The sequence below is a fragment of the bacterium genome (genome assembly GCA_023382385.1).
Taxonomy (GTDB): domain Bacteria; phylum Electryoneota; class RPQS01; order RPQS01; family RPQS01; genus JABWCQ01.
Genome location: JAHDVH010000003.1, coordinates 386,625 through 408,732, shown reverse-complemented (window position 1 = coordinate 408,732; position 22,108 = coordinate 386,625). Strand labels below are relative to the sequence as shown.

Genomic DNA, 22,108 nt, shown 5'->3' with positions numbered 1-22,108 from the left:
AGTCGCCACGTTAAAGGGTCAGGAAAGCGTGGAGTAGCTTGAAAATCAGCGCGGAAAACACTATACTAAAAGAATAGTCAATGATTGCACCCCATCGCGAGGATTTTCTGAAGCGCTTCAGACTTAATGTTTGCAACGAGTTCTCTCCGCTGAAGGCGCTGGTCGTGCATCGTCCTGGAGATGAACTGGATAGACTAACGCCGGGTAATGTTCAGGGCTTCCTCCTCGAAGATATTCCCTACTTGAAACAGATGCAGATGGAGCACGACGCATTCTGCCGTGTATTGCGGGAGAACGGAGTGGACGTGCTGATGTTGTCCGATCTCGTGCACGACGTAGTCGCCTCTGAGAGTGGACGTGCACGCCTCGTGCAGGAAGCCTGCGAGCTGAATCACAATCCCGCGCTGTCGAAGCCCATACTGGATCACTTTTCAGTGGACGCGACAACGCGTCTGATCTTTCACGGCTTAACCGAGCAGGAGTTCGCGCAGGCGAGCGGGAGTGCGCCATCCAGTGCGCAAGTGCACCACGATCGTTTCCTGATAGATCCGCTGCCGAATGCCTACTTCACACGGGATCCGGCGTTTGTATTCCGCGATGAGGTCATTTCCTGCAACGCTCACTATCCGGCCCGCATTCGCGAAACGTGGGTGACGCACACCGTCCTAGAGCTTCATCCGTCGTTCACGGGAACGAAGTTCATTTTCGGCGACAGCGACTTGGAAGCGCGGCCCTTCACAATTGAAGGCGGCGACATCATTGTCCTGAACGATGAGTCGATTGCTATCGGTCGCAGCGAACGCACGCGCAGCGAGACGATAGAACTGGTCGCGGGAAAACTGTTCGCGGCCGGTCAGGCGAAACGCGTCTACGAAGTCGTGATTCCGCCGGAGCGCGTATACATGCATTTGGATACGGTATTCACAATCGTCGGTCCGCGAACTGTTGTGCTGTTTCCTCCGGTCGTTGAACACGGCCCGTCAATTCTCCGCTACGAAGCAAATCCCGACGGGGGAAGGCCGATTTCCAGAAGGGACGACCGTTCGGTGCTTCAAATACTCAGCGATGAGCTTGGCGGCGATCTGAATGTGATTCGCACGGCGAACGGCGATCTGCGATATGCCGCTCGCGAACAGCGTTCCGCAGGTTCAAACATGCTGGCCATCGCTCCCGATCGAGTCATCTCATACGAACGGAACGTTCATACGAATCGCGCCTTGCGCGATGCCGGTGTGGACGTGCTCGAGATTCCCGGCTCCGAACTCGTGCGCGGATTAGGCGGACCCCGCTGCATGTCGATGCCGCTCGAACGATCAGACGGTTAAATTGCATTTCGATTCTACTTTTCTCTTCACTTTTTTCACTTCTTAACTCACTATGCGACGCATCAAAACCATCATTCAGGGCGCGGCCGGCCGCGACTTCCACAATTTTAACACCGTCTATCGCGATAACGAAACCTTCGAGGTCGTGGCCTTCACGGCGGCGCAAATTCCGGGCATCGAGGATCGCACGTATCCCGCCGTGCTCGCGGGCAAGCTCTATCCCAAGGGCATCAAAATCTATCCCGAATCAGAGCTTGAAAACTTGATTAGGAAACACGAGATCGACGAAGTGGTTTACAGCTACAGCGATGTCAAGCACGAATATGTGATGCATTGGGCGTCGCGGATTCTGGCAACTGGAGCGAATTTCAAACTCGTTGGCGGCCGCGAAACGATGATCAAGTCCTCGAAGCCGGTCGTGGCCGTCTGCGCCGTGCGCACCGGAGCGGGGAAATCACAGACCACTCGCAAGGTTGCGGAAATTCTGAAAGCCGCCGGCAAGAAAGTCGTCGCCGTCAGACATCCGATGCCCTATGGTGATTTGACGAAGCAGATTGTGCAACGCTTTGGCTCCATTGCTGACCTGAAGAAGCATAACTGCACCATTGAGGAGATGGAGGAATACGAGCCACACATCGCGCGCGGACAAGTCATCTATGCGGGCGTGGACTACGAGAAGATTCTGCGTGAGGCGGAGAAGGAAGCGGATGTGATTTTGTGGGACGGTGGGAACAACGATTTACCGTTCTTCAAGCCGGATATTTACATCACGGTCGCCGATCCGCTGCGAGCCGGCAACGAGATGACCTATTATCCCGGCGAGACGAATTTCCGCATGGCCGATGTGATTGTGATGAACAAGATCGACAGCGCGGCACCGGAGCAGATTCAACAGCTCAGGCAGACGATTGAAGAAGTCAATCCGAAGGCGATGGTGATCGATGCCGCTTCTCCGATCAAGGTTGAACACCCCGAGAAGATTCGCGGCAAGCGCGTTCTGGTGATTGAAGACGGCCCGACGTGCACGCACGGCGAGATGAAGTATGGCGCGGGAGTGGTCGCGGCAAAGAAATACGGGGCTGCCGAGATGGTGGATCCGCGTCCCTTCGCGGTCGGCTCGATTGCCGAGACGTTCAGGATCTATCCCGGCATTGGTTCGCTGCTTCCAGCAATGGGATACGGGGAAAAGCAGATGAAGGACCTTGAGGCAACGATTACAAAGGCGAAAGTGGATTCGGTGATCGTTGCGACACCGATTGACCTCGGTCGCGTCATCAAGATTACTAAGCCGCACGTGCGCGTGATGTATGACCTGCAGGAGATCGGTGAACCCACGCTGGTGGATGCCCTCGCTCCGATCTTGGAAAGCTCTTCCAAGAGGCGCAAAAAGTAATCAGCAATATTGCTTCGCGAGAAGCGCCTGACGATCCATCGTCAGGCGCTTTTGTTTCGTAGAGTATCACCGAAACGACAGCGGCCTGCCTAACCTTTCACCAGTGAATTGCCGATAACGAGTCTCTGAATCTGATTGGTGCCTTCGTAGATTTGCGTAATCTTCGCGTCGCGCATGTACTTCTCAATCGGATAATCGCGCATGTAGCCGTAGCCGCCGAAGATCTGCACGGCGTCGGTCGTGACCTTCATCGCGACGTCGGAGGCGTAGAGCTTGCTCATTGCCGAATAACGCGAGATGTCCTTGTTGCCCGCGTCGATGTGTCGTGCAGTCTGATAAAGCAGCGCGCGTGCCGATTCGATCGAGGTGGCCATATCCGCCAGCATGAATTGAATCGCCTGCAGATTCATAATCGGATGTCCGAACTGATAGCGATGCTTCGCGTAGTCCACGGCCAGATCAAACGCGCCTTGCGCGATGCCGAGCGCCTGCGCCGCGACACCGGGACGAGACTTGTCGAGCGTCTTCATCGCCACGAGAAACCCTTGACCCTCTTGACCGATGCGATTTGCGACGGGAACGCGGCAGTCTTCAAAAATAATCTCATTCGTTGCCGACGCGCGAATGCCCATCTTGTCCTCGTGCTTGCCGACCTTGAAGCCGGGGTAATCATCCTGCACGATGAACGCGGTCGTGCCGCGCGACCCTTTCGTCGGATCCGTCACGGCGATGATGGTATAAATGTGCGCCGCGCCGCCATTGGTAATGAAGATCTTCGAACCGTTCAGAATGTAGTCGTCACCGTCGCGCACGGCGCGCGTTCTCATCGAACCCGCGTCTGAACCCGCGTTGGGTTCGGTCAATCCGAAAGCGGCAAGATACTTTCCTTCGGCAAGATCGGGCAGATAACGCTTCTGCTGTTCTTCGTTGGCGCTGAGCAGAATCGGAAAGGTGCCGAGCGCGGAAGCCGCAAGCGCGAGCGTAATGCCGCCGCACGCCTTGGAGAGTTCTTCAGTAACGACGGCGAGTTCGAGCACGCCCATGCCCAGTCCGCCGTGCTCTTCGGGAATCACGATGCCGAACAGTCCGGCTTCGGCGAACACTTTCACGATGTCCCACGGAAAGGTTCCGTCGCGGTCATACTGCGCGGCGACGGGGCGAACTCTTTCTTCTGCAATCTTGCGCGCCAGATCGCGCAACGCCAGTTGGTCTTCGTTTAGGAAGTAGTCCATTACTATGCCTTAGATTTAAGAGAAATAGCTATTCATTGTAAGCACCAATGTAGAGAATTTACGCCGAATTGTCCACTTGGCACGCGGCAGAACCTGACTCGTGTTATCCCATTCTATCCTCAGATAAATCGTGAGATAAAGAAAGATCCGGCGCAGCTCGCACCGGATCCTTGAAAGGAATCACACTCTTGCGAGGCTACATTTCAATCCATTTCTTCCAGTAAAACTCACTTGACTCGTCGTCACAGAGTCTCTGGACGATCTGCCAATACCACTCTTCGAGCGGGATTTCGTGTTCGTCCAGACGAGGGAAGGGATTGTAGGTTCCGCCGGAGACGGCGCGGCCAATCTGGTCGAGGACTCCCAATGCGAGTTCGGGAACGTCGCGCTGCCGTATGTCCGACATTTTCATCATCTTTTCGAACAGGTAGGACTGGGGAATTGCACCCGGAATAAAACCCAAGGCACGGGTGCGCATCACAGGCAGAAATACATCCAGCACGATGCGGCCATGCCCGTAGGACTTGATGGTGTCCGCCTGCAGGAATTCTTTGGGAAGATAGAGGCTGGTGGAGTAGGGTCCCTGACGACCGTAGAACGGACTTTCAGGGTCGCGGCTGATGACGTCCAGACTGCCGCGCCAGTCGATGTAGGTGGTGACGTGAACCTTAATGCCTGCTTCTTCGAGCTTATGCGGGAACTCGACGGCCATGCGGCCCATCACGTGGCGGGTGTTTTCGATCTGCGCGTCTGTCAAGGGAAGGAGCTTGTATTGAAAAAGGCCTTCCTCATCGACATCCTTGACGTAAATCGGGGGCATTCCGGGCAGCATTCCCGCAACGGCCGCAGCAACGCAGTTGATGTAAATGATCTGCTGTGCCCCTGCTTCCTTGAGCGATTGCAGCAGTGACTCGAAGGCGGGACCTTCGAGCGCCATCCCGTCATTGGACAGGTGATAGCGATTGCCGAAGCCCATTCTTTCCGCGCGCTCGGCCATCTGCTTGCCCATTTCGAAACCGACGGAGCGGGTTAGATCACGAGCCAGCACAGTCACGCTTCCGTCAACAGAGGTGAATCTGCGCACGGCGCTTTCGATGGCTCCACCGAGGCCGGGACCGGTTCCACCGGCAATCAGGAAGTGCTTGCCACGAATCCAGTCGAGGCCATACTGCCCGTAGGGAATCAGCTCGTTGTGTCTGGCCCAGATACGGTCGAGCAACTCAGTTGCATCCTGCGGGAATCGTGCGACTTGTTCGGCAGTGGGACGCGGGACGACCGGCTGGTAGTCCTTGATTCGGAGGCCGGGATGCGGCTTGACAAACGGGGAAGGGGAGTCAATCATGTGCTTTATACTCAGGGGTCAAGAGAAATGTTCTGGCTGGCCCCAAATATAACCAATCCTCCCTCGTGGGTCAACTTATCGAGCAATAACCTGAAAACTGTAGACTAAGGAGGGTGCGGGAAGAGATTCGTCTGGCTGGTGCCGGATTTTGATTGCGCCGCTGGTGGTTTGTTGGTGCTAATATAATACAATATCTACAAAAAGTCAAGCTGTTTTTGTAAAAATGTTGTAAACATTTGGGCAATCACGATTTAGATTATTCTGATGGGTCCATTGAGTTATGTAAGGGTTGCAAGCCTATTGCCCGGCTTGGATGGGGAACCCAATTGGGCAACATGCTTACGGGATTAAAGCAAGTATCGTCGGCTGTGACTGTGATTCAGGGTCCCTACGCGGACGAGTTGGCACTCAAAGTGGTGCGAGACGCTTGTTACCTGATAAGCGTGTCAAGGGATGAGCTAAAATGAAAAAGCCCCCTGATGGTGAACCAGAGGGCTTTACTATGATTAAGCCGCAGCGAATCAATGCGCGGCGAGTCTCTGCTTTACTCTTTCTCTTGTGTAGGCGACCAAACCGCCCGCATCGATGATGGCCTGACGTAATGGGGGCAGCGGCTCAATGTCGAATTGCTTCCGCGTAGACTTGTTGACGAGCTTGCCGCCAGCAAGCTCCAGCTCGTCCCCTTCCGAGGCTTCAACCTGCGGACAGATGATGAGGGGCAGGCCGAGATTGACGGCATTCTGCATGAAAATGCGCGCGAAGCTGCGGGCGACCACAATCAAGTTGTGGCCGTTAATCGTCGAAGCGGCCTGCTCACGCGAGCTGCCACATCCGAAGTTTTCACCCGCGACCAGGAAGCTCCCTGCGGGGAATTGTTTTGCTTTCAACGCGGCGTTCAGTTCGGTCATATCGGCGAAACAGAATTGAGGAGTTTCGCTGGGCAGCACCGTAGCCATGAAACGGCCCGGATAGATATGATCAGTGGAGATATCGTCTCCCAGAACGGCAATGACATTCGGCATGATTACACCTCTCTCGGGTCGGTGATTTCGCCGCGAATGGCACTGGCAGCGGCCACTTCCGGCGAACAGAGAAACACTTCAGCATTCGGATTGCCCATACGGCCTTTGAAGTTGCGATTGGTTGTCGAAAGCGACACTTCACCATCGCCCAGCGCGCCTTGATGCACGCCCAAGCAGCAGCCGCAGCCGGGATTCATGACGACGGCACCGGCATCGGCGAAGTCTTTCAGATAGCCGCGCTCCATGGCCGCTTTGTAGATATTCCACGACGCGGGGAAGACGAGCATGCGCGTGCGTTGATGCACTTTCTTTGTGCGGATCAGCGATGCGGCTGCGGCAAGATCGTCAAGCCGTCCGTTGGTGCAGGATCCGATCACGATTTGGTCGACTTTCTTTCCCTTAATGTCGGTCACAGGCTTCACATTGTCCACCGTATGCGGGCAGGCGATCTGCGGGGCAAGTTTGTTTGCATCAATCTGAACGACACGCTCATAGTCCGCATCGGCATCGGGTGATTCCATCCAGAGGGTGTCGGAGACTTTCGCTTCGTCGCGCAGGTAGCGCTTGGTTTCGACATCGGGTGGAACCATGCCGACCGTCGCGCCGGCTTCGACGGACATGTTGCAAAGCACCAGCCGCGACGACGTGGACATATTGCGGATCGTCGAGCCGTGAAACTCAAGCGCGCGGTAGTTGGCACCGTTGGCTTTGATCAGTCCGATGAGATAGAGGATCACATCTTTTGCGGACACAAAATTTGACAAGGCGCCGTTGATTTCGACTTTGATGGTTCTGGGCACCTCGATGTTCAGCGCGGATCCGAGTGCCCAGACGCTGGCCATTTCCGTCGCACCGATGCCAAAGGCAAACGCGCCAAGCGCTCCGTGAGTGGTGGTGTGGCTGTCCGTGCCGACCACGACGGCACCCGGGCGCACGTAGCCGTATTCGGGCAGAATCTGATGGCAGATGCCGCCTTGGTCGCCTCGAATGTCGTGGAATTTCGTGATGCCTTGTTCGCCGACGAAATCGCGCACGCGCTTTTGGTTCGTCGCGGTTTTCGAGCTTTCGGCGGGGACACGATGATCGAAAATGATCGCGATCCGGCTTGGATCCCACACGCGCGGCTCGACATTGAGACCCTTGTAGATTTCCTTGAATTGATGGAGAACGAGCGCGGCGTTCTCGTGCGACATGGCCAGATCCACCTGCGGTTCGACCACGTCTCCCGCTTTGGTTTCCGGCAGACCTGCCGCGCGCGCCAGAATCTTCTCTGCTAACGTCATGGGCATTATGTTGCTCCTGATATCTTAAATTACTTTGTCTTCACGCAGTTTGGCAATCTCCGCGGCGCTGTAGCCCAGTTCGCCAAGCAGCAGATCGGTATGTTCACCAAGTTTCGGCGGCGGCGCGGTAACGTCGCCCGGAGTTTTCGAGAATTTCGCCGTGAGATTGAATAGTTCCAAGTCACCGATGCCGTCCACGTTGACCTTGTTGAACGCCTTGCGATGTGCGATTTGAGGCTGCATCAGGGCGTCTTCGAGGGACAGAATCAATCCGGCCGGCACATCATGCTTATTCAGTTCTTCGACCCAGAACGCACCTTCGCGCTCCATCAGTTTCGCTTCGAGCAGGGGAGTCAGTTGCGTGCGATTCTTCTTGCGAGCATCACGCTCCTGAAAACGCGGATCGGTCTTAAGTTCGGGCACACCGACCAAATCCGCCAGGGCTTCCCACTGTTCCTGTTTATTGGCGGCGATATTGATGTAGCAGTCTTTGGTCTTGAACACACCTGAGGGAGCGGCTGTGAAGTTTTCATTGCCCATCAGAACGGGATGCTGCTGTCCAATCATCCAGTTGGCGACGACCCAGCCCATAAGCGGCATGATCGAGTCGAGGAGTGCAACGTCAATAAACTGGCCTTCACCCGTGCGCTCGCGATAGTAAAGCGCTCCCATCACGGCAAAAGCGGCATTCAGTCCGCCGACCGTATCGCAGATCGGAAACCCTGCACGCAGAGGATGCAGCCGCTCGTCTCCGTTGATGGCCATTTCGCCGGACAATCCCTGAATAATCTGGTCGTAGGCGGGTTTGAACGCGTCGGGCCCTGTTTGACCGAAGCCGGAGATGGCGCAGTAGATGAGTTTGGGGTTAATCTCACACAAGACTTCATATGAGAGTCCGAGCCGCTTCATCACGTCGGGCCGGAAGTTCTCCACCACCACGTCGGCGTTCTTGACGAGCTTTTTGAAGATTTCTTTGGCCGCAGGCTGTTTCAGGTTTAGAGTCAGGGAGCGCTTGTTCGCGTTCTGTGCGAGGAAACTTGTTCCCATCAGCTTCTTGTTAAAATCGGGAACACAGCCGAGCTTGCGCGCGAGATCGCCGTCCGTCGGATTTTCAATTTTGATCACGTCCGCACCTGCGAGTGCCAGATGCAATGTGGCAAAGGGGCCGGAGAGCACGTTGGTCAGATCGAGGACGCGAATACCTTCAAGCAATTTCATAGCAGTTATGTTACAGTTAGTTTATGCGGCGTAATTGACCGGTCCGGACTTGTAGACCAAGCCGGGCATCTCGCGGCCGAAGTAGCTGGCCAGATCTTGAGCCGTCTGAATCAATTTTGGCAAATCCAGATCAGTGCGTGAACCGCCGCGCTGCCAATAGTGAACAAGGTCTTCCGTGCAGACGTTTCCGCCGGCGACTTTTGTGAACGGACAGCCACCAAGGCCGGCAATGGCGGACTCGAATATTCTTACGCCGGCATTCATCGCCGCGCGGCAGTTGGCCAATCCGAGACCGTAGGTGTTGTGCAAGTGGCAGGCGCATTCCGCCTGCGGATTCATCTTGTATACTGAAGAGAACAGAGCTTCGACTTGTTCGGGCAGAGCGTGGCCCGCAGTATCCGCGAGGGAGACCGCGTTCAGGCCTGCTTCGAAGTATTTGTCGAGAATTCCCAGCACACGCGAGGCGGGCACAGCACCTTCAAAGCCGCAGCCGAAAGCAGACTGAACGGATACTTGCACGCGTTTGCCTGCGGACAGCGCGGCCTTAGCTGCGCCGATAATACGATCAGTCGCCTCAGCTACGGTCATGCCGGTGTTCTTCTTGCTGTGCGTTTCACTTGCCGAGACTCCCATGCAGAACATGTCCACACCACAGGCCATCCCGCGATCCAGTCCTTTTTCATTCAGGACAAGACCGGAGAGAGTAACATTGGCGGGTCTTCTTCCCGGTTCGTTGAAGTAGTTGAACAGCGCATCCGTATCGGCCATTTGCGGGACTTTTTCAGGATGCACGAAGGAGCCAAGCTGGAGAATGTCCACGCCGGCATCGATCATCTGTTCGGCCCAGCGAATCTTGGTGTCAAGCGGGACGACCTGCTTTTCCATTTGCAGCCCGTCGCGCAGCCCGACTTCATGAAGGATCAAGGAATTCATCAGCTCAAGCCGTCATAAGTGCGGGAAGTTTGTCGGCGATGGCTTGACCCATTTCCAGCGTCGTATTCGAACCGCCCATATCGTAGGTTCGTACCTTGCCTTCTTTGATCACTTCGGCGACGGCCTTCTCAACGAGCTTTGCAAGCTCGATTTCGCCGAGCCACTCGAGCATCTGCTTTGCCGAAAGTATCGTGGCGATCGGATTCACCTTGTATTGTCCGGCATATTTCGGGGCGGATCCGTGTGTGGGTTCAAAGACGCCAAGTTTTGTTCCGATATTGCCGGAGCAGCCGAAGCCTAATCCGCCAACCAACTGTGCGCACAGGTCGCTGACAATGTCACCATAGAGATTGGGTGCAACCAGCACGTCATAGTTAAATGGATTCTTCAGCAGCCACATCATGATGGCATCCACGTTCGCTTCGTCAAAGGTAATTTCCGGATAGTTGGCAGCCACTTCGCGCGCCACATCCAGAAACAGTCCGTCAGCCGCGCGGACGACGTTCGCCTTGTGCACGACCGTGACTTTCTTGCGCCCGTGTTTGCGCGCGTAGTCAAAGGCCGCCTTGACGATGCGTTCGGAGCCTTTGCGCGTGTTGATCTTGCACGATACGGCATAGTCGCTTGGGGCAATTCCATCGAACGCTTTGAACGGCTTTGAGAGTTTCAAGAGCGTGTCTTTCAGTTCATCGGGAACAGGCGCGAACTCGACGCCCGCATATAAGTCTTCGGTATTCTCGCGGAACACGACGAGATCAATATTCTCTTTGAAGTTCAGCGGGTTTCCGGGATACGACTTGCAGGGCCGCAAACAGATATACAGATCAAACGACTGGCGCATTCTCACGATAGGCGAGCGATACGTCATGCCTTTGCCCTGCAGAGCGGGAATTAGTTCCTTCTCGGCCAGTTTGGCGGGTTTTGAAGTGATTGCGCCGAACATCGCTGCATCGACACGATTGAGCAAATCCATCGTGCGCTGCGGAAGGGCATCGCCTTCTTTGCACCAGAATTCCCAGCCGATGTCGCCATGAATGTACTCGGCGTCAAAATCCAAGCGGTCGAGCACGATCTTCGCAGCTTCCAGAACTTCAATGCCGACTCCGTCACCGGGCAGCCAGCCGATGATATACTTTTTCTTCACGGTTAAGACCTCAATCTATGACTAATTGGTAGTGATGTTTTCAGAGGGGAGCGGGGCGGTTTTTTGCCCCGATACGACAACACCATAAATATTGTGAAACACTTCACAAAAGGAAAGGGGAGCGGCTCCGATTGTGACTCTCTTACATAACGGGGAGTCCAGCTTTCACAGGAGCTTAAAATCAGATACAAATTCTCCTATTCTGGCTCATATGCCTCAAATTGAGCACAATGGTGCTCTAATACTAAACGTTAGCCGCTTTTTGGGGAAATAGAAAAGCATAAGGCAGAAGAAAAGGCCCGCACAAGTGCGGGCCTTTTGACATTCGCAGGATGATTTTAGCAGCCGCCAATCACCTTCTTGGGCTTCTTCTCCACAGCGGGAGGTTTCTGCCGTTCCTGTTCGATGAGTTTATTGATAGTCTCTCGCGCACTCATGCGAAATTCAGCTACATCTTCGTGAAGCGGCACGGCTTCATGCGTTGATTCGGATAAGATGTCCTGCTTGAAGAGAGGCAGGCCACCTTGGAGGACAGCGAGGTTGGAATATCCCAGCTCATCCAGAACGTGATACGCTGCAATTGCGTCACTCTCGTGTTCGGCAACCAGCACCTTCTTGACGTGCCTGCGTGCAAACAGGCGATTCCATTCCTTGTCGAACAGATTACGGACTTGAATGTTCATCGCTCCGGGCAGAGCGAACGAGTTGAAGGCAGCAGAATCGCGCACGTCAACGATTTGAATGTTCGGTTCGCGGTCAATAATCCGAAAGGCGAGTTCATCGGCTGTCATGAACGCAGTCTCACACGCGGCGAGGTGCTCGGCTGCTGTGACCATTGCCAATACGCGCGACTTCCTATCCGGCAGCGAAATCAGCAGCACGCCGGCGAGCACGGTGGCTACGGCGGCGATGGAGTGGGGACGCAAGCGGAATTGCCGTGACGGGGCACTTGCGCTAACGCGCTTCTCAATCCAGCTGGTGACGGCGAATGCGGAGAGCGCGATAACAATCAGCAAGAACGCGAACCAGCCGATCGAGAGTCCCAAAGTGTCAAAGACTCTGACGGGTCCGAAGGCCGACGAGTAATAGAACTCTTCCCAGGCAGGAAACATCTCGGCAAAGACAAACACTCCGAGAAACAGCCCACCGATGAAGAACAACGCATCAATTTTACCAATTGCCGCAGCTGAGAAGCTGGTCCCCGGGCAGTATCCTCCGAGAATAAAACCAACACCCATGATGGCTCCACCGACGACAGCTGGCCACAACCAGAGCGGATTAATGTATATTGCCTCCGTGTCGAGTAAGCCTGCAAAGCCTAATAGCAGAATTCCGCCCATAGCCGTGACGGCCGCTGAGAAGAAGACCCGCAACACCGTGAAGTCATATCCGTAAAACAGTCCGGCAAGTTTGCGTGACGAAGAGAAGCCGGCTTGCTCGAGAACGAATCCAAAGGCGATACCTATCAGCAACGCGATAACTAAGTTTAGCTCAAAAGAGATTGGATCCGGCACAAATGGTCCCATGGAACAGCTCCCGTTTGTTCAGATCCACAATCTGCGGAAAAAGAAAGCGACCAGATACCCCGTTCCGAAAATCGCCAGCATGGTCACAAAGCCGGCGGTGGAAAGCACGGCCATACCGCTTAAGGCAGCTCCGCTTGTACAGCCTCGGGCGAACTGCGCACCGATGGCAAACAGCGCACCACCCATGACCGCGAACATCCAGCGTGTTTTGTTCTGAATTCGTGGTCCGCCTTCGCTGCGAAAGCCGAGCCGATCTGAGATCAGTCCGGATACGAAGGCACCGATCAGCACGCCGATTAGCTCAAACACGAGCCAGGATTTCATCGGACTGTGCTCTTGATCGGCGATGAGCGGGCCGTAGTAGGGCGACTCCGCGGCATGCTCAGGAGCGATGCCGCTCACAACGGACACAATCGTATCCTTGATTGCGCCGCTGGCACCGAGTCCACGCCCCGTAATGAAGATGCTTCCTAAGAGAACCAGTCCGAGCAGGAAACCTGCCAGATACGGGTTCATGTATTTGGTTGTACGGTGTTCCATCAGCTAACCGTTTCCGTTTTTAGCAGGAGATTTCGTTCGTGTGCGACGGCCTGCTCGTCGGGCAGGTCTTCGTAGCCTGTGACCATGGCCTTGAGGTTTGCAGTGGGCGTGGTGCCGGTGGTCGTCAAGTAGAGGTGTGCAATCAGAAATGTGACCAAGAGGAACGCACCAAGCGTATGAATTGCCGCCACCACAGACAGCCCTTCAATATTCAGACTGATGACTTCATATTGCTGCGGATAGCGATAGAACATGTAGATAAGACCGGTCGTGACCATCAGGGGAATGACCAGGACCTTCAGCCCGGCATAGACGAGTTTCTGCAAAGGGTTGAGCTTGCTCAGCACGCTTCTCTTCGTCGGATGCGGAGCGCCGCGGAAAATGCCCGTTACGTAATAGTCCACTTGCGCCCTGATGTTAGTGGATGTGGGAAGATACTGTCGCCACGCACCGCTGGTTAAATGCCAGAACACGGCGAAGCAGATCAGGATCAGAAATGCGATGGCTGCGACAGAGTGAATGTTGACCGCCTGCCGGAACCCGAAGAAATGGAGTGAACCGTGAATTTCGAAGCCTGTGACACCTAACAGAATAATCAGCGCGGCCTGCGTCCAATGCCAAAAGCGTTCAAAGACCGGATAGACTAATTCGCGTTTCATTTAGTGTCCCCCGTTCCGTCTGCGCGATACGATAAAGCGTGCGGTACCGTGAACCAATATGCCGAGAATGGTCAACACCAGAAGTCCTGCTCCCGCCCGATCAATCCATAACACACGATCGCGGCCCGGCATATAAAAATCGTTCAGGCCCTCAAGTCTCCCGCCTTGGCGCGTGTGACACTCAGCGCATGTCACGGACTTGCTGGCCGGCGCGACCATATGGTTAATCGGCCAGTACATCACAGTCTGCGCGAAATCAAACTTGCCGCTGTAGGGAAGTCCGACTTCACGCATGCCTGCGGCGGACGCACGTTGCCAGTCAAACTCTCTCCAGAACGCGCTGTCTCCGGGATGATTTGTGACAGTCTTCGGCTGAATCAGGTAGTTATGTTCTACGTCGTAGATCTGCTTCGCGCGATGTATCTTGACGGGAACAACTTTCGCGTCGGGATCGTCGTACGAACCGCGGAGCGAATTCATCTGCAGCGTATCCGCCGGATCAAAAGTATCCCCGAGCAAGTAATGCGAAGCCGTGCCGTTAAACCATGCATATTCAGGTTTGATGTTCTTGCCCCAGACAAATGAACCCTTGGTGGACATGTAGGTTTCGACACCTAACTGGTCATCCACCTGACTGAATGGTTTGCCGTCTTGCAGCTGGCCGGCCGTGGACCAATCCCATTGCAGTTTTGTCGGATGGTCTTTTGCGTAGGTTGGAATGTGGCAGGTCTGGCAGGAGACTTTAAGCGTGTGATTATTCAAAACCTTGTCTGCGTGCGGCAGACCGCCGTGGCATGTTTCACATGAAACACGGTCGCGATTCATTGAAGATACGGAATACAGCTTACCCAGCATTTGGTGCTGTTCCGCAGTATGACAGGCCACACACTGCATATTCACGCCGTCGACTGCCATATGCACATCCATTTCACGCGACGGCTCGAACAGCGCCATCTCAAGATCACCGTGCTTCACGTTATTGCCGCCGCCACCGAAGAAGTGGCAGGTTCCGCAGTTGGTGCGCGTCGGCGCCCCGACGTCTTTTGCCACTTTTGCAAGGTCCACATTCGGGTCAGGCATTCCGGCGCCGGCCTTCATGTAGAGATTGCTTTGGTCGTGACAGGCCAGACAATCCACATTGTAGGGATTCTTGAAGTCGAACGAAGCATCGCCGTAACCGTATCCGATATGACAGCGGTTGCATGCCTGCTCGTTTCCGGAAATCCCGATACAGTAGTTATTCAGGATGTTCTTCTTACCAACTTTGCGGATGCCTTTACCTTCGATGTATTCGATGCGTTCCCAGTTCCAGTGTGAGGATTGCATCACCTCAATGTGCCGTTCCGTGTGGCAGGAGATGCAGACACGGGTGACGTCTTGAGGATTTTCGAAGGGTCCGTCCAGCACGGAGAACTTCGCGTGATCAACGGATGGCTTGCGCGTTACCGAGTGTTTTGCTCGCAGTATCTCATGCGGAGTGCGTTCGCCGCCCGGTTCCGGCAGTATGTTTATCACCAGCATGATCAGTGCGGAGAGCAATGCCAGTGAAAAGAGAAGTCGTCGCATACAAAAGAGGTCGTGTGAGAGTGTGTGCTAATGATTCTCCGGCTTAGGCCGCCAGACGATCAAGTCGCTGACGCAGAACATCCATGGGAGCAAGTCCCACCATCTGGTCAACGACTTTGCCTTTCTTAAAGAACAGCACTGTCGGAACCCCGCGCACCTGAAATTTCATAGCTGTCTGCATATTCTGCGAGACATTCAGCTTGAGGATTTTGACTCGATCCGCATACTCGGGTGCAAGTTCCCTGAGCATTCCGCCCAGAACCTGGCAGGGCATGCAGCCCGGCGACCAGAGGTCGAGCATCACCGGCAGGTCAGAGTTCAATACATCTGTCTCAAACGTCTCATCGCTTGTTTCAAGCGGTTTTACGCCCTTCGAACTTCCGAAGAGCTTTTCAATCAGTCCCATGATTCTTTTCTATTCTTAGTTTAGAAGGTTTACTTTTCGGACCCTTTTTCGGAGCCTGTTTCCAAAGGGAGTCCATGTGCTTTCCACTCGCCGACTCCATCACGAATGTGAGTTGCTTTGAAACCCTTGTGCTTGAGCAGGCGAACGGCTTCGCCGGCCAGCAGACAATATGGTCCCCGGCAATAGGCGACGATTTGCTGGTCGCGCGGCAGAGTCGCCAACTGCTTCTCAAGTTTTGCGAGCGGGATTGACACCGCAAATGGCAGATGGGCGGCATTATATTCGTCCTGCGGGCGGACATCCAAGACGATAACCTTGCCCTCCTTGGCGCGCTGCATCAACTGTGTGCGATCGATATTCTCGAGGTCTGTCGTGCCTTCTCTGATTTTGGCGAGCGCTCTGTCCACATCGGCAAGGTGCGTCTCGGCGACCTGTCGAACCATACTGACCAACTCATGGACGAGCGGACTCGCGAGCTGATAAATCATGTAGGTGCCGCTCCTTTGGGCCTCGACCATTCCGGCGCCTCTCAGCACTTGTAGATGCTGGGAAGTATTGGCGAGACTCATTCCGGTATTCTCGGCAAGTGTCTCGACGCTCTTGGGACACTGGAACAGCAACTCAATGATTTCAATTCGCTTAGGGCTGGAGAGGACTCTGCCAATTTTGGAGAATTCTGAACTTAGGTTGTCGCGCAGACGATCAAAATGTGTCATTTCTTGTCTCAATTAATCAATTGAATATTTGAATATACAAATTGCAGTCAAGCTTGTCAAGCCCTCGGGCAAATTTCTCGTCTGAAATGTGACAATGCGACAAATAGTTGCGTAAACAGCGCAATTAAGGTGCTGAAACGAGCATCCTACGGGGCCAAATCGTATATTAATGAAAAATTTCACAAGCACTGTTGCTTGAAATTCAGGAGTAAGGAAAGATGTCATTAGCAGAAGATGCCCTCGAATATCATAGTCGAGAACCGAAGGGGAAGATTGAAGTCATACCGACCAAACCGGTCGAAACGCAATATGATCTGTCGCTTGCCTACAGTCCGGGAGTTGCCGAACCGTGTTTGAGAATCGAGAAGAATCCAGAGCTCGTATCGGAGTACACGGCGCGGCAGAATCTCGTTGCGGTTGTCTCAAACGGAACGGCCGTGCTCGGGCTTGGAAACATTGGAGCGCTGGCGGGCAAGCCGGTCATGGAAGGCAAAGGAGTATTGTTCAAACGATTCGCTGCGGTCGATGTCTTCGACATCGAAATCAACAGCGAAGATCCAGAGGAAGTCATTCGAGCCTGCCAGCTGCTTGAACCGACTTTCGGCGCAATAAACCTTGAGGATATTGCTGCGCCCGCGTGTTTCTATATCGAAGAAACCCTCAAGAAGACGATGGGAATCCCCGTCTTCCACGATGATCAGCACGGCACGGCAATCATTTCGGGTGCGGGCCTGCTCAACGCTCTGAAGCTGGTCGAGAAGGATATCAAGCAGGTCAAGGTCGTCGTAAACGGCGCAGGAGCCTCGGCTATCGCCTGCGCGAAGATGTATATATCGCTGGGTGTGAATCCTGCGAACATATTGATGTGCGATACGAAGGGAACACTGCGCCTTGACCGCGAGGACATGGCCGAAGGACATAAGCGCTACAATCCCTACAAGGCGGCTTTCGCCCGCGAAACCTCGGCAAACACGCTGGCCGAAGCGATGGTCGGCGCGGACGTGTTCATCGGCTGTTCCGTCGGAGGTGTAGTCAAGCCAGAGATGGTAAAGTCGATGGCAAAGCAGCCAATCATCTTCGCGCTCGCTAATCCCGATCCTGAGATTGCCTATCGCGATGCCAAAGAAGCGTGCCCCGATGCGATTGTCTGCACAGGCCGCAGCGACTTCCCGAATCAGATCAACAATGTGCTCGGATTCCCCGCAATCTTCCGCGGAGCACTCGATTGCCACGCCACGCAAATCAACGAAGAGATGAAGATGGCGGCGTCGCGCGCACTGGCTGAGCTTGCTATGGAAGATGTTCCCGACTACGTAAGTGCGGCCTACGGCCTCGACTATCTGCACTTCGGACGCGAGTACGTGATTCCGAAGCCGATGGATCACCGGGTGCTTTTGCGCGTCGCAGTTGCGGTGGCCCGCGCAGCGGGAGAATCCGGTGTTGCACGGAAACCCATCAAGGATTTCGCCGCGTATCACAATCATCTCGAGAAGTTGCTCGGGAGCGGCCGGCACGTCACGCGCATCTTTATCGATCAGGCGCGACTCAATCGCAAGCGAATTGTTTTGCCGGAAGGCAGTCACCCCAAGGTGTTGCGGGCCGCAGGTTTGATTGTCAAGGAAGGAATCGGCTATCCGCTCTTGATTGGTGATCGTGATGTCATCCATGAACATGCGAAGGAATTGGGGATCAGCCTCGCTGAAATGGAGATCTTGGATCCCCAGCGCATGACGTTCCCCGAAGTCGAAAATCTTGCCGGGAAGCTCTGGGATTTGCGCAGGCGGAAGGGGATGACGCTGATGGAAGCTCGCAAGCTGGTTCGGAATCCCAATTATCTTGGACCGATGCTGCTCCGTGAAGGCCGCGCGGACGCTTTGGTCGCGGGTATCTCGCAGCACTACTCGGACACCGTGCGTCCGGCGCTGCAAGTCCTGCCGAAGAAGCCCGGTGTTAATCATGTCGCTGCGATGTATGCGCTGGTCTTCAAGAACAGAAACCTGTATCTGGCCGATGTTGGAGTCAATGTCGAGCTGAAAACGGCGGAAGACCTTGCCGAAATCGCGATATTGTCGGCGGACACTGTGCGTGCGAACTTCAAGAGTGAGCCGCGCGTCGCAATGCTGAGCTTCTCAGACTTCGGCAATGTTCCGCATGAGGCCTCACGCAAAGTTGCGGAAGCCGTGCGTATCGTGAGGAAGCTGCGACCGGACATCGTTATCGATGGGGAGATGCAGGCGGATACGGCGCTGGATGAATCAATCATTCAGACTCTCTACCCGTTCTCCACATTGAAGGGCGGAGCGGCCAACGTACTTATCTTCCCCGATCTGAACAGTGGCAACATTGCCTTCAGGCTGTTGACCGAGTTGAGCGGAGCAACGGCGATCGGCCCAATCTTGATGGGAATGAGTCATGCGGTACACATTCTCCAGCCTGATTGCGCCGTCAACGATATCGTGCAGATGGCGGCCTACGCGGCGGTGGACGCGCGGCACTGACACTATAGAGATACGTATCAATCGAAAGGGCTTGCCGAACGGCAAGCCCTTTTACATAACTGACGATGATTCTCTCTATGCCAGCGCGGGTTCCGCAACTTTGCGCTTGACGTTGTCGCGAATCCACTTTGCGCCCGCTTCGACGGCGACAATGTTCTGCTCGCCCAGCTGTTTGCGTTTCAGTCCCTTGGGAACAATCTGCTTGAGATGCTCAACCGGCAAGAGCTTGCTGTATTCGAGATAGGCGCCGAGCAGCACCATGTTTGCGGAGGCTTTCAGCCCCAGTTCATCCGCGATACCAGTCAAAGGCATATAGAGCACATCGATGTCGGTGCGTTTGGCCTTTCGTGAAATGATTGTGTTGTTCACAATCATCAACCCGCCGGGTCGCACCGTAGCTTCAAAGGCGTCCATTGAGGGGTCATTCATGACCGCCAGCACATCCGGCTTCACCACCATCGGCGAGCCGACCGGTTTCGTCGATAAGACCACAGAAGCATTCGCGGTCCCGCCACGCATTTCCGGTCCATAAGACGGAATCCACGAAACCTTAAGATGTTCCTGCATGCCGAGGGCGGCCAGAATCGCGCCCGCTGTCAAGACGCCTTGTCCGCCAAAACCCGCGAACTTGAACTTCGTAGTCGGGAAATTCTCGACAAAATCCTTGACATAGGGAAACGGCTCGCCAAGTTGCCCGAGTTCCAGCGTCTCGAGGATTTGTTCATCCGTAAGCTCGATGTTCTCTCTGAAATAACTTTCGCGTTCGGCGATGACATCCTTGAAGACCTTGTCAGGGAACACCGGCAGCATTTGCGACAGGATATACTCGCATGCCGTCTGCGTGTCCATCTTCCAGCCGGTCGGGCAGGGAGAGAGAATCTCGACAAACGTGAATCCTTTCCCCTTAACCTGTGCTTCAACCGCCTTGCGGACGCACTTGCGCGTGTTCATGATGCCTTTCAAGTCGGCGAGATGCGTGCGGGCCACGAACACGGGCGCTTCGAGCGTGGCAATGACTTCGGCCATGTGGATTGGGTAGCCCTCATTTTCCACTGTTCTGCCATACGGTGTCGTTGCGGTCTTCTGACCCAACAGACTGGTCGCAGCCATTTGACCGCCGGTCATTCCGTAGATGCCGTTGTTGATGAAGAACACAGTCATCTGCTCGCCGCGATTTGCCGCATGAATAATCTCAGCGGTGCCGATGGAAGCGAGGTCACCGTCACCCTGATACGAGATGACGATGGAATTGTGGCGCGTACGCTTGACTCCGGTGCCGACCGCAGGAGCCCGGCCATGTGCGGCCTGAATGTTGCCGACATCAAAGTAGTAATATGCAAAGACTGAGCAGCCTACGGGAGACACGAATACCGTGTTGTCCGCGAGTCCCATTTCATCAATGGTTTCGGCAATCAGTTTGTGCACATTGCCGTGACCGCAGCCCGGACAGTAGTGCGTGGTCTTCTGCGGTCCTCCCTTGCGCTCAAACTTATCGTAGAAGGAATGGGGTTTTTCCAGAACTTGTTGCGACATCGCTATCCTCCTACTTCGTCAAGTATCGGCGCGCAACGTTCGTCAGCTCTTCGACTGACGGAACCATTCCGCCCATACGGTTATAGAAATGAACCGGCGTCTTTCTGCCCACTGCCAGTTGCACATCGCGGAGCATCTGCCCGTTGGACAATTCAACATTGAGAAAAGCCTTTCCTCGGTCCGCAAGCTCTTCAATACGGACGGAGGGGAAAGGGAACGCGGTTATTGGCCTGAGCAATCCGACCTTGTGTCCTTCTTCGCGCAGCGTTTCGAGCACGGATTGCAGGAGTCTCGAAATGAACCCGTAGCCAATCATGACCAACTCGGCATCGTCCACTTCGATTTCCTGATAGCGGACTTCATTGGCCTCGATTTCGGCATACTTCGCCTGCAAATGCAGGTTATGCTTTTCAAGGTCTTCGGTGCTCATGTGAATTGAAGAGATTAGGTGCTCCTTGGACTCATGGTCGGCATAGAGCGCCCAGTCTTTGCGCGGCGGATGCACTGTCTTCGTCGGGAACTCAACGGGCTCCATCATCTGCCCGATGTAAGCATCGGTCAGGATGTAGGCGGGAATCCGATATTTGTCGGCAAGTTCGAAAGCCAGAATCGTAAGATCCGCCATTTCCTGAGCGCAGTTCGGCAGGAACACCAGCGTCTTGTAGTTGCCATGTCCGCCTCCGTGAACGACCTGCATGTAGTCACCTTGCTCCGGCCAGATATTTCCTAAACCCGGTCCGGCGCGCATGACGTCCACGATCACACAAGGTAACTCCGCCGCAGCGATATAGGAGATGCCTTCTTGCTTTAGCGAAATACCCGGGCCGGATGATGCCGTCATGACCCGAGCGCCGGCACCAGCCGCTCCATATACCATATTAATTGCGGCGACTTCCGACTCTGCCTGCAAAAACGTTCCACCGATCTTAGGCAGATATTTGGCAGCGGCCATCGCCACTTCTGATGCAGGAGTAATCGGATAACCGTAGTACTGCGTGCATCCTGCCAGAATCGCGGCCTTGACAACCGCTTCGTTTGCTTTGATTAATTCCATACTCTTTCCTTTGGCTCAGGCCGCACTGCCTTTCTTGAATACAATGATCGCGCCCGGCTCGGGGCATGCGTAGAAGCATGCGCCGCAGCCCGTGCAGCCGTCTCCCTTATACTCTACCCACTGATAACCTAACTCATTAAACGCGCGTTCGAGATTCGTCTCGATGACGCCCGGTTTGCAAACCTCGATACAGCGCAAACAGGCTTTGCACAGATGAGGAGCGATCTCCACACTGGGAGTTGTTGGTTCAGACATGCAGCCTCCGGTCTATGCTGCGCTCGACGGACTCAAAACATTTCTACTTGCCCGTCGCGCGGTTTCCAGCAATGATTGATATCTATTAATATACACATGCAAAAGAGAGTCTGCAAACTTCCGCGAATCGCTTGCGCGTGATGGAGTGTTCGGCAAGCAAGGAAAATCAAGCGCCTGCGAAAGCGCAATTTGAACATAGCAGAAGTTTAGAATTGGCCCTCCTTGGTCTGATTTGAGCGTTGTGGAATTCGTTCCTAAAGCGACTTTGTCACAAGAAATGGAGATTGTTTGTTGTAAGGAGCAATTGTGTCGTTTTGTGAATATCTTGCTTGTCATTCATCTTCTCGATAGCTCAGGAATTTGCCTGATAGAACTCATTTGCAGTATGAGAATCGGGGCCTGCTTCAGGCAAGCAGCAAAGCGGCGCATGTTTTGTAAGAATTGGCTATATTATGAGGGAAAT

At 54.5% G+C, this 22,108-nt stretch carries 19 protein-coding genes; 3 read left to right on the top strand and 16 right to left on the bottom strand.

Going from position 1 to position 22,108, the window contains the following annotated elements:
* Positions 1–80: 80 nt before the first annotated feature.
* Complete coding sequence (locus KJZ99_09990) at positions 81–1,325, top strand: arginine deiminase (protein MCL4306234.1); 1,245 nt, start codon at positions 81–83, stop codon at positions 1,323–1,325.
* A gap of 52 nt (positions 1,326–1,377) precedes the next feature.
* Complete coding sequence (locus KJZ99_09985) at positions 1,378–2,718, top strand: cyclic 2,3-diphosphoglycerate synthase (protein MCL4306233.1); 1,341 nt, start codon at positions 1,378–1,380, stop codon at positions 2,716–2,718.
* A gap of 89 nt (positions 2,719–2,807) precedes the next feature.
* Here the strand turns inward: KJZ99_09985 and KJZ99_09980 are convergent, their stop codons facing one another.
* The 13 genes from KJZ99_09980 to KJZ99_09920 form a co-directional block, all read right to left on the bottom strand.
* A complete protein-coding gene (locus KJZ99_09980) occupies positions 2,808–3,950 on the bottom strand; it encodes an acyl-CoA dehydrogenase family protein (GenBank protein ID MCL4306232.1) in 1,143 nt (380 codons plus the stop codon).
* 196 nt (positions 3,951–4,146) lie between these two features.
* The gene (locus KJZ99_09975) at positions 4,147–5,292 is read right to left on the bottom strand and encodes a hypothetical protein (protein ID MCL4306231.1); all 1,146 of its coding nucleotides are present in this window, start codon (positions 5,290–5,292) and stop codon (positions 4,147–4,149) included.
* Positions 5,293–5,813: 521 nt separating this feature from the next.
* On the bottom strand, positions 5,814–6,314 hold the full coding sequence (locus KJZ99_09970) for a 3-isopropylmalate dehydratase (protein ID MCL4306230.1): 501 nt from the start codon (positions 6,312–6,314) through the stop codon (positions 5,814–5,816).
* A gap of 2 nt (positions 6,315–6,316) precedes the next feature.
* Positions 6,317–7,603 (bottom strand): 3-isopropylmalate dehydratase large subunit, encoded by a 1,287-nt coding sequence (locus KJZ99_09965; protein MCL4306229.1) that lies wholly within the window; start codon positions 7,601–7,603, stop codon positions 6,317–6,319.
* 18 nt (positions 7,604–7,621) lie between these two features.
* Positions 7,622–8,815, bottom strand: a complete 1,194-nt coding sequence (locus tag KJZ99_09960; protein MCL4306228.1) for a CoA transferase — start codon at positions 8,813–8,815, stop codon at positions 7,622–7,624.
* A 21-nt stretch (positions 8,816–8,836) separates the two neighbouring features.
* Positions 8,837–9,748, bottom strand: a complete 912-nt coding sequence (locus tag KJZ99_09955) for a hydroxymethylglutaryl-CoA lyase (protein MCL4306227.1) — start codon at positions 9,746–9,748, stop codon at positions 8,837–8,839.
* Between the two features lie 4 nt (positions 9,749–9,752).
* Positions 9,753–10,892, bottom strand: coding sequence for an isocitrate/isopropylmalate dehydrogenase family protein (locus KJZ99_09950; GenBank protein MCL4306226.1), 1,140 nt, complete (start codon positions 10,890–10,892; stop codon positions 9,753–9,755).
* A gap of 338 nt (positions 10,893–11,230) precedes the next feature.
* The gene (locus KJZ99_09945) at positions 11,231–12,418 is read right to left on the bottom strand and encodes a YeeE/YedE family protein (GenBank protein MCL4306225.1); all 1,188 of its coding nucleotides are present in this window, start codon (positions 12,416–12,418) and stop codon (positions 11,231–11,233) included.
* Positions 12,419–12,436: 18 nt separating this feature from the next.
* Entirely contained in the window at positions 12,437–12,958 is a 522-nt protein-coding gene (locus tag KJZ99_09940) for a YeeE/YedE family protein (GenBank protein MCL4306224.1), read from the bottom strand.
* A complete protein-coding gene (locus KJZ99_09935) occupies positions 12,958–13,617 on the bottom strand; it encodes a cytochrome b/b6 domain-containing protein (protein MCL4306223.1) in 660 nt (219 codons plus the stop codon). The genes KJZ99_09940 and KJZ99_09935 overlap by 1 nt, the downstream gene beginning before the upstream one ends.
* Positions 13,618–15,183: a tetrathionate reductase family octaheme c-type cytochrome gene (locus tag KJZ99_09930; GenBank protein MCL4306222.1), complete on the bottom strand. Its 1,566-nt coding sequence runs from the start codon at positions 15,181–15,183 to the stop codon at positions 13,618–13,620.
* A 43-nt stretch (positions 15,184–15,226) separates the two neighbouring features.
* Positions 15,227–15,589, bottom strand: a complete 363-nt coding sequence (locus KJZ99_09925; protein ID MCL4306221.1) for a thioredoxin fold domain-containing protein — start codon at positions 15,587–15,589, stop codon at positions 15,227–15,229.
* Positions 15,590–15,618: 29 nt separating this feature from the next.
* Positions 15,619–16,305, bottom strand: coding sequence for an ArsR family transcriptional regulator (locus KJZ99_09920; protein MCL4306220.1), 687 nt, complete (start codon positions 16,303–16,305; stop codon positions 15,619–15,621).
* Between the two features lie 218 nt (positions 16,306–16,523).
* Between KJZ99_09920 and KJZ99_09915 the strand changes: the two genes are divergently transcribed.
* Positions 16,524–18,803: an NADP-dependent malic enzyme gene (locus KJZ99_09915; GenBank protein MCL4306219.1), complete on the top strand. Its 2,280-nt coding sequence runs from the start codon at positions 16,524–16,526 to the stop codon at positions 18,801–18,803.
* A gap of 75 nt (positions 18,804–18,878) precedes the next feature.
* Here the strand turns inward: KJZ99_09915 and KJZ99_09910 are convergent, their stop codons facing one another.
* The 3 genes from KJZ99_09910 to KJZ99_09900 are packed head-to-tail and all read right to left on the bottom strand — an operon-like array spanning position 18,879 to position 21,645.
* Positions 18,879–20,336: a 2-oxoacid:acceptor oxidoreductase family protein gene (locus KJZ99_09910; GenBank protein MCL4306218.1), complete on the bottom strand. Its 1,458-nt coding sequence runs from the start codon at positions 20,334–20,336 to the stop codon at positions 18,879–18,881.
* Positions 20,337–20,346: 10 nt separating this feature from the next.
* A complete protein-coding gene (gene vorB, locus KJZ99_09905; GenBank protein ID MCL4306217.1) occupies positions 20,347–21,390 on the bottom strand; it encodes a 3-methyl-2-oxobutanoate dehydrogenase subunit VorB in 1,044 nt (347 codons plus the stop codon).
* A gap of 15 nt (positions 21,391–21,405) precedes the next feature.
* Positions 21,406–21,645 carry a 4Fe-4S dicluster domain-containing protein gene (locus tag KJZ99_09900; GenBank protein ID MCL4306216.1) on the bottom strand — a complete coding sequence of 80 codons (240 nt, stop codon included), beginning with the start codon at positions 21,643–21,645 and terminating at the stop codon, positions 21,406–21,408.
* Between the last annotated feature and the right edge of the window lie 463 nt (positions 21,646–22,108).

Excerpts from the sequence above, each read along its gene's own strand:
- KJZ99_09990 (MCL4306234.1), top strand. The coding sequence starts at position 81 with ATGATTGCACCCCATCGCGAGGATTTTCTGAAGCGCTTCAGACTTAAT.
- KJZ99_09985 (MCL4306233.1), top strand. The coding sequence starts at position 1,378 with ATGCGACGCATCAAAACCATCATTCAGGGCGCGGCCGGCCGCGACTTC.
- KJZ99_09980 (MCL4306232.1), bottom strand. The coding sequence starts at position 3,950 with ATGGACTACTTCCTAAACGAAGACCAACTGGCGTTGCGCGATCTGGCG.
- KJZ99_09975 (MCL4306231.1), bottom strand. The coding sequence starts at position 5,292 with ATGATTGACTCCCCTTCCCCGTTTGTCAAGCCGCATCCCGGCCTCCGA.
- KJZ99_09970 (MCL4306230.1), bottom strand. The coding sequence starts at position 6,314 with ATGCCGAATGTCATTGCCGTTCTGGGAGACGATATCTCCACTGATCAT.
- KJZ99_09965 (MCL4306229.1), bottom strand. The coding sequence starts at position 7,603 with ATGCCCATGACGTTAGCAGAGAAGATTCTGGCGCGCGCGGCAGGTCTG.
- KJZ99_09960 (MCL4306228.1), bottom strand. The coding sequence starts at position 8,815 with ATGAAATTGCTTGAAGGTATTCGCGTCCTCGATCTGACCAACGTGCTC.
- KJZ99_09955 (MCL4306227.1), bottom strand. The coding sequence starts at position 9,748 with ATGAATTCCTTGATCCTTCATGAAGTCGGGCTGCGCGACGGGCTGCAA.
- KJZ99_09945 (MCL4306225.1), bottom strand. The coding sequence starts at position 12,418 with ATGGGACCATTTGTGCCGGATCCAATCTCTTTTGAGCTAAACTTAGTT.
- KJZ99_09940 (MCL4306224.1), bottom strand. The coding sequence starts at position 12,958 with ATGGAACACCGTACAACCAAATACATGAACCCGTATCTGGCAGGTTTC.
- KJZ99_09935 (MCL4306223.1), bottom strand. The coding sequence starts at position 13,617 with ATGAAACGCGAATTAGTCTATCCGGTCTTTGAACGCTTTTGGCATTGG.
- KJZ99_09930 (MCL4306222.1), bottom strand. The coding sequence starts at position 15,183 with ATGCGACGACTTCTCTTTTCACTGGCATTGCTCTCCGCACTGATCATG.
- KJZ99_09925 (MCL4306221.1), bottom strand. The coding sequence starts at position 15,589 with ATGGGACTGATTGAAAAGCTCTTCGGAAGTTCGAAGGGCGTAAAACCG.
- KJZ99_09920 (MCL4306220.1), bottom strand. The coding sequence starts at position 16,305 with ATGACACATTTTGATCGTCTGCGCGACAACCTAAGTTCAGAATTCTCC.
- KJZ99_09915 (MCL4306219.1), top strand. The coding sequence starts at position 16,524 with ATGTCATTAGCAGAAGATGCCCTCGAATATCATAGTCGAGAACCGAAG.
- KJZ99_09910 (MCL4306218.1), bottom strand. The coding sequence starts at position 20,336 with ATGTCGCAACAAGTTCTGGAAAAACCCCATTCCTTCTACGATAAGTTT.
- vorB (MCL4306217.1), bottom strand. The coding sequence starts at position 21,390 with ATGGAATTAATCAAAGCAAACGAAGCGGTTGTCAAGGCCGCGATTCTG.
- KJZ99_09900 (MCL4306216.1), bottom strand. The coding sequence starts at position 21,645 with ATGTCTGAACCAACAACTCCCAGTGTGGAGATCGCTCCTCATCTGTGC.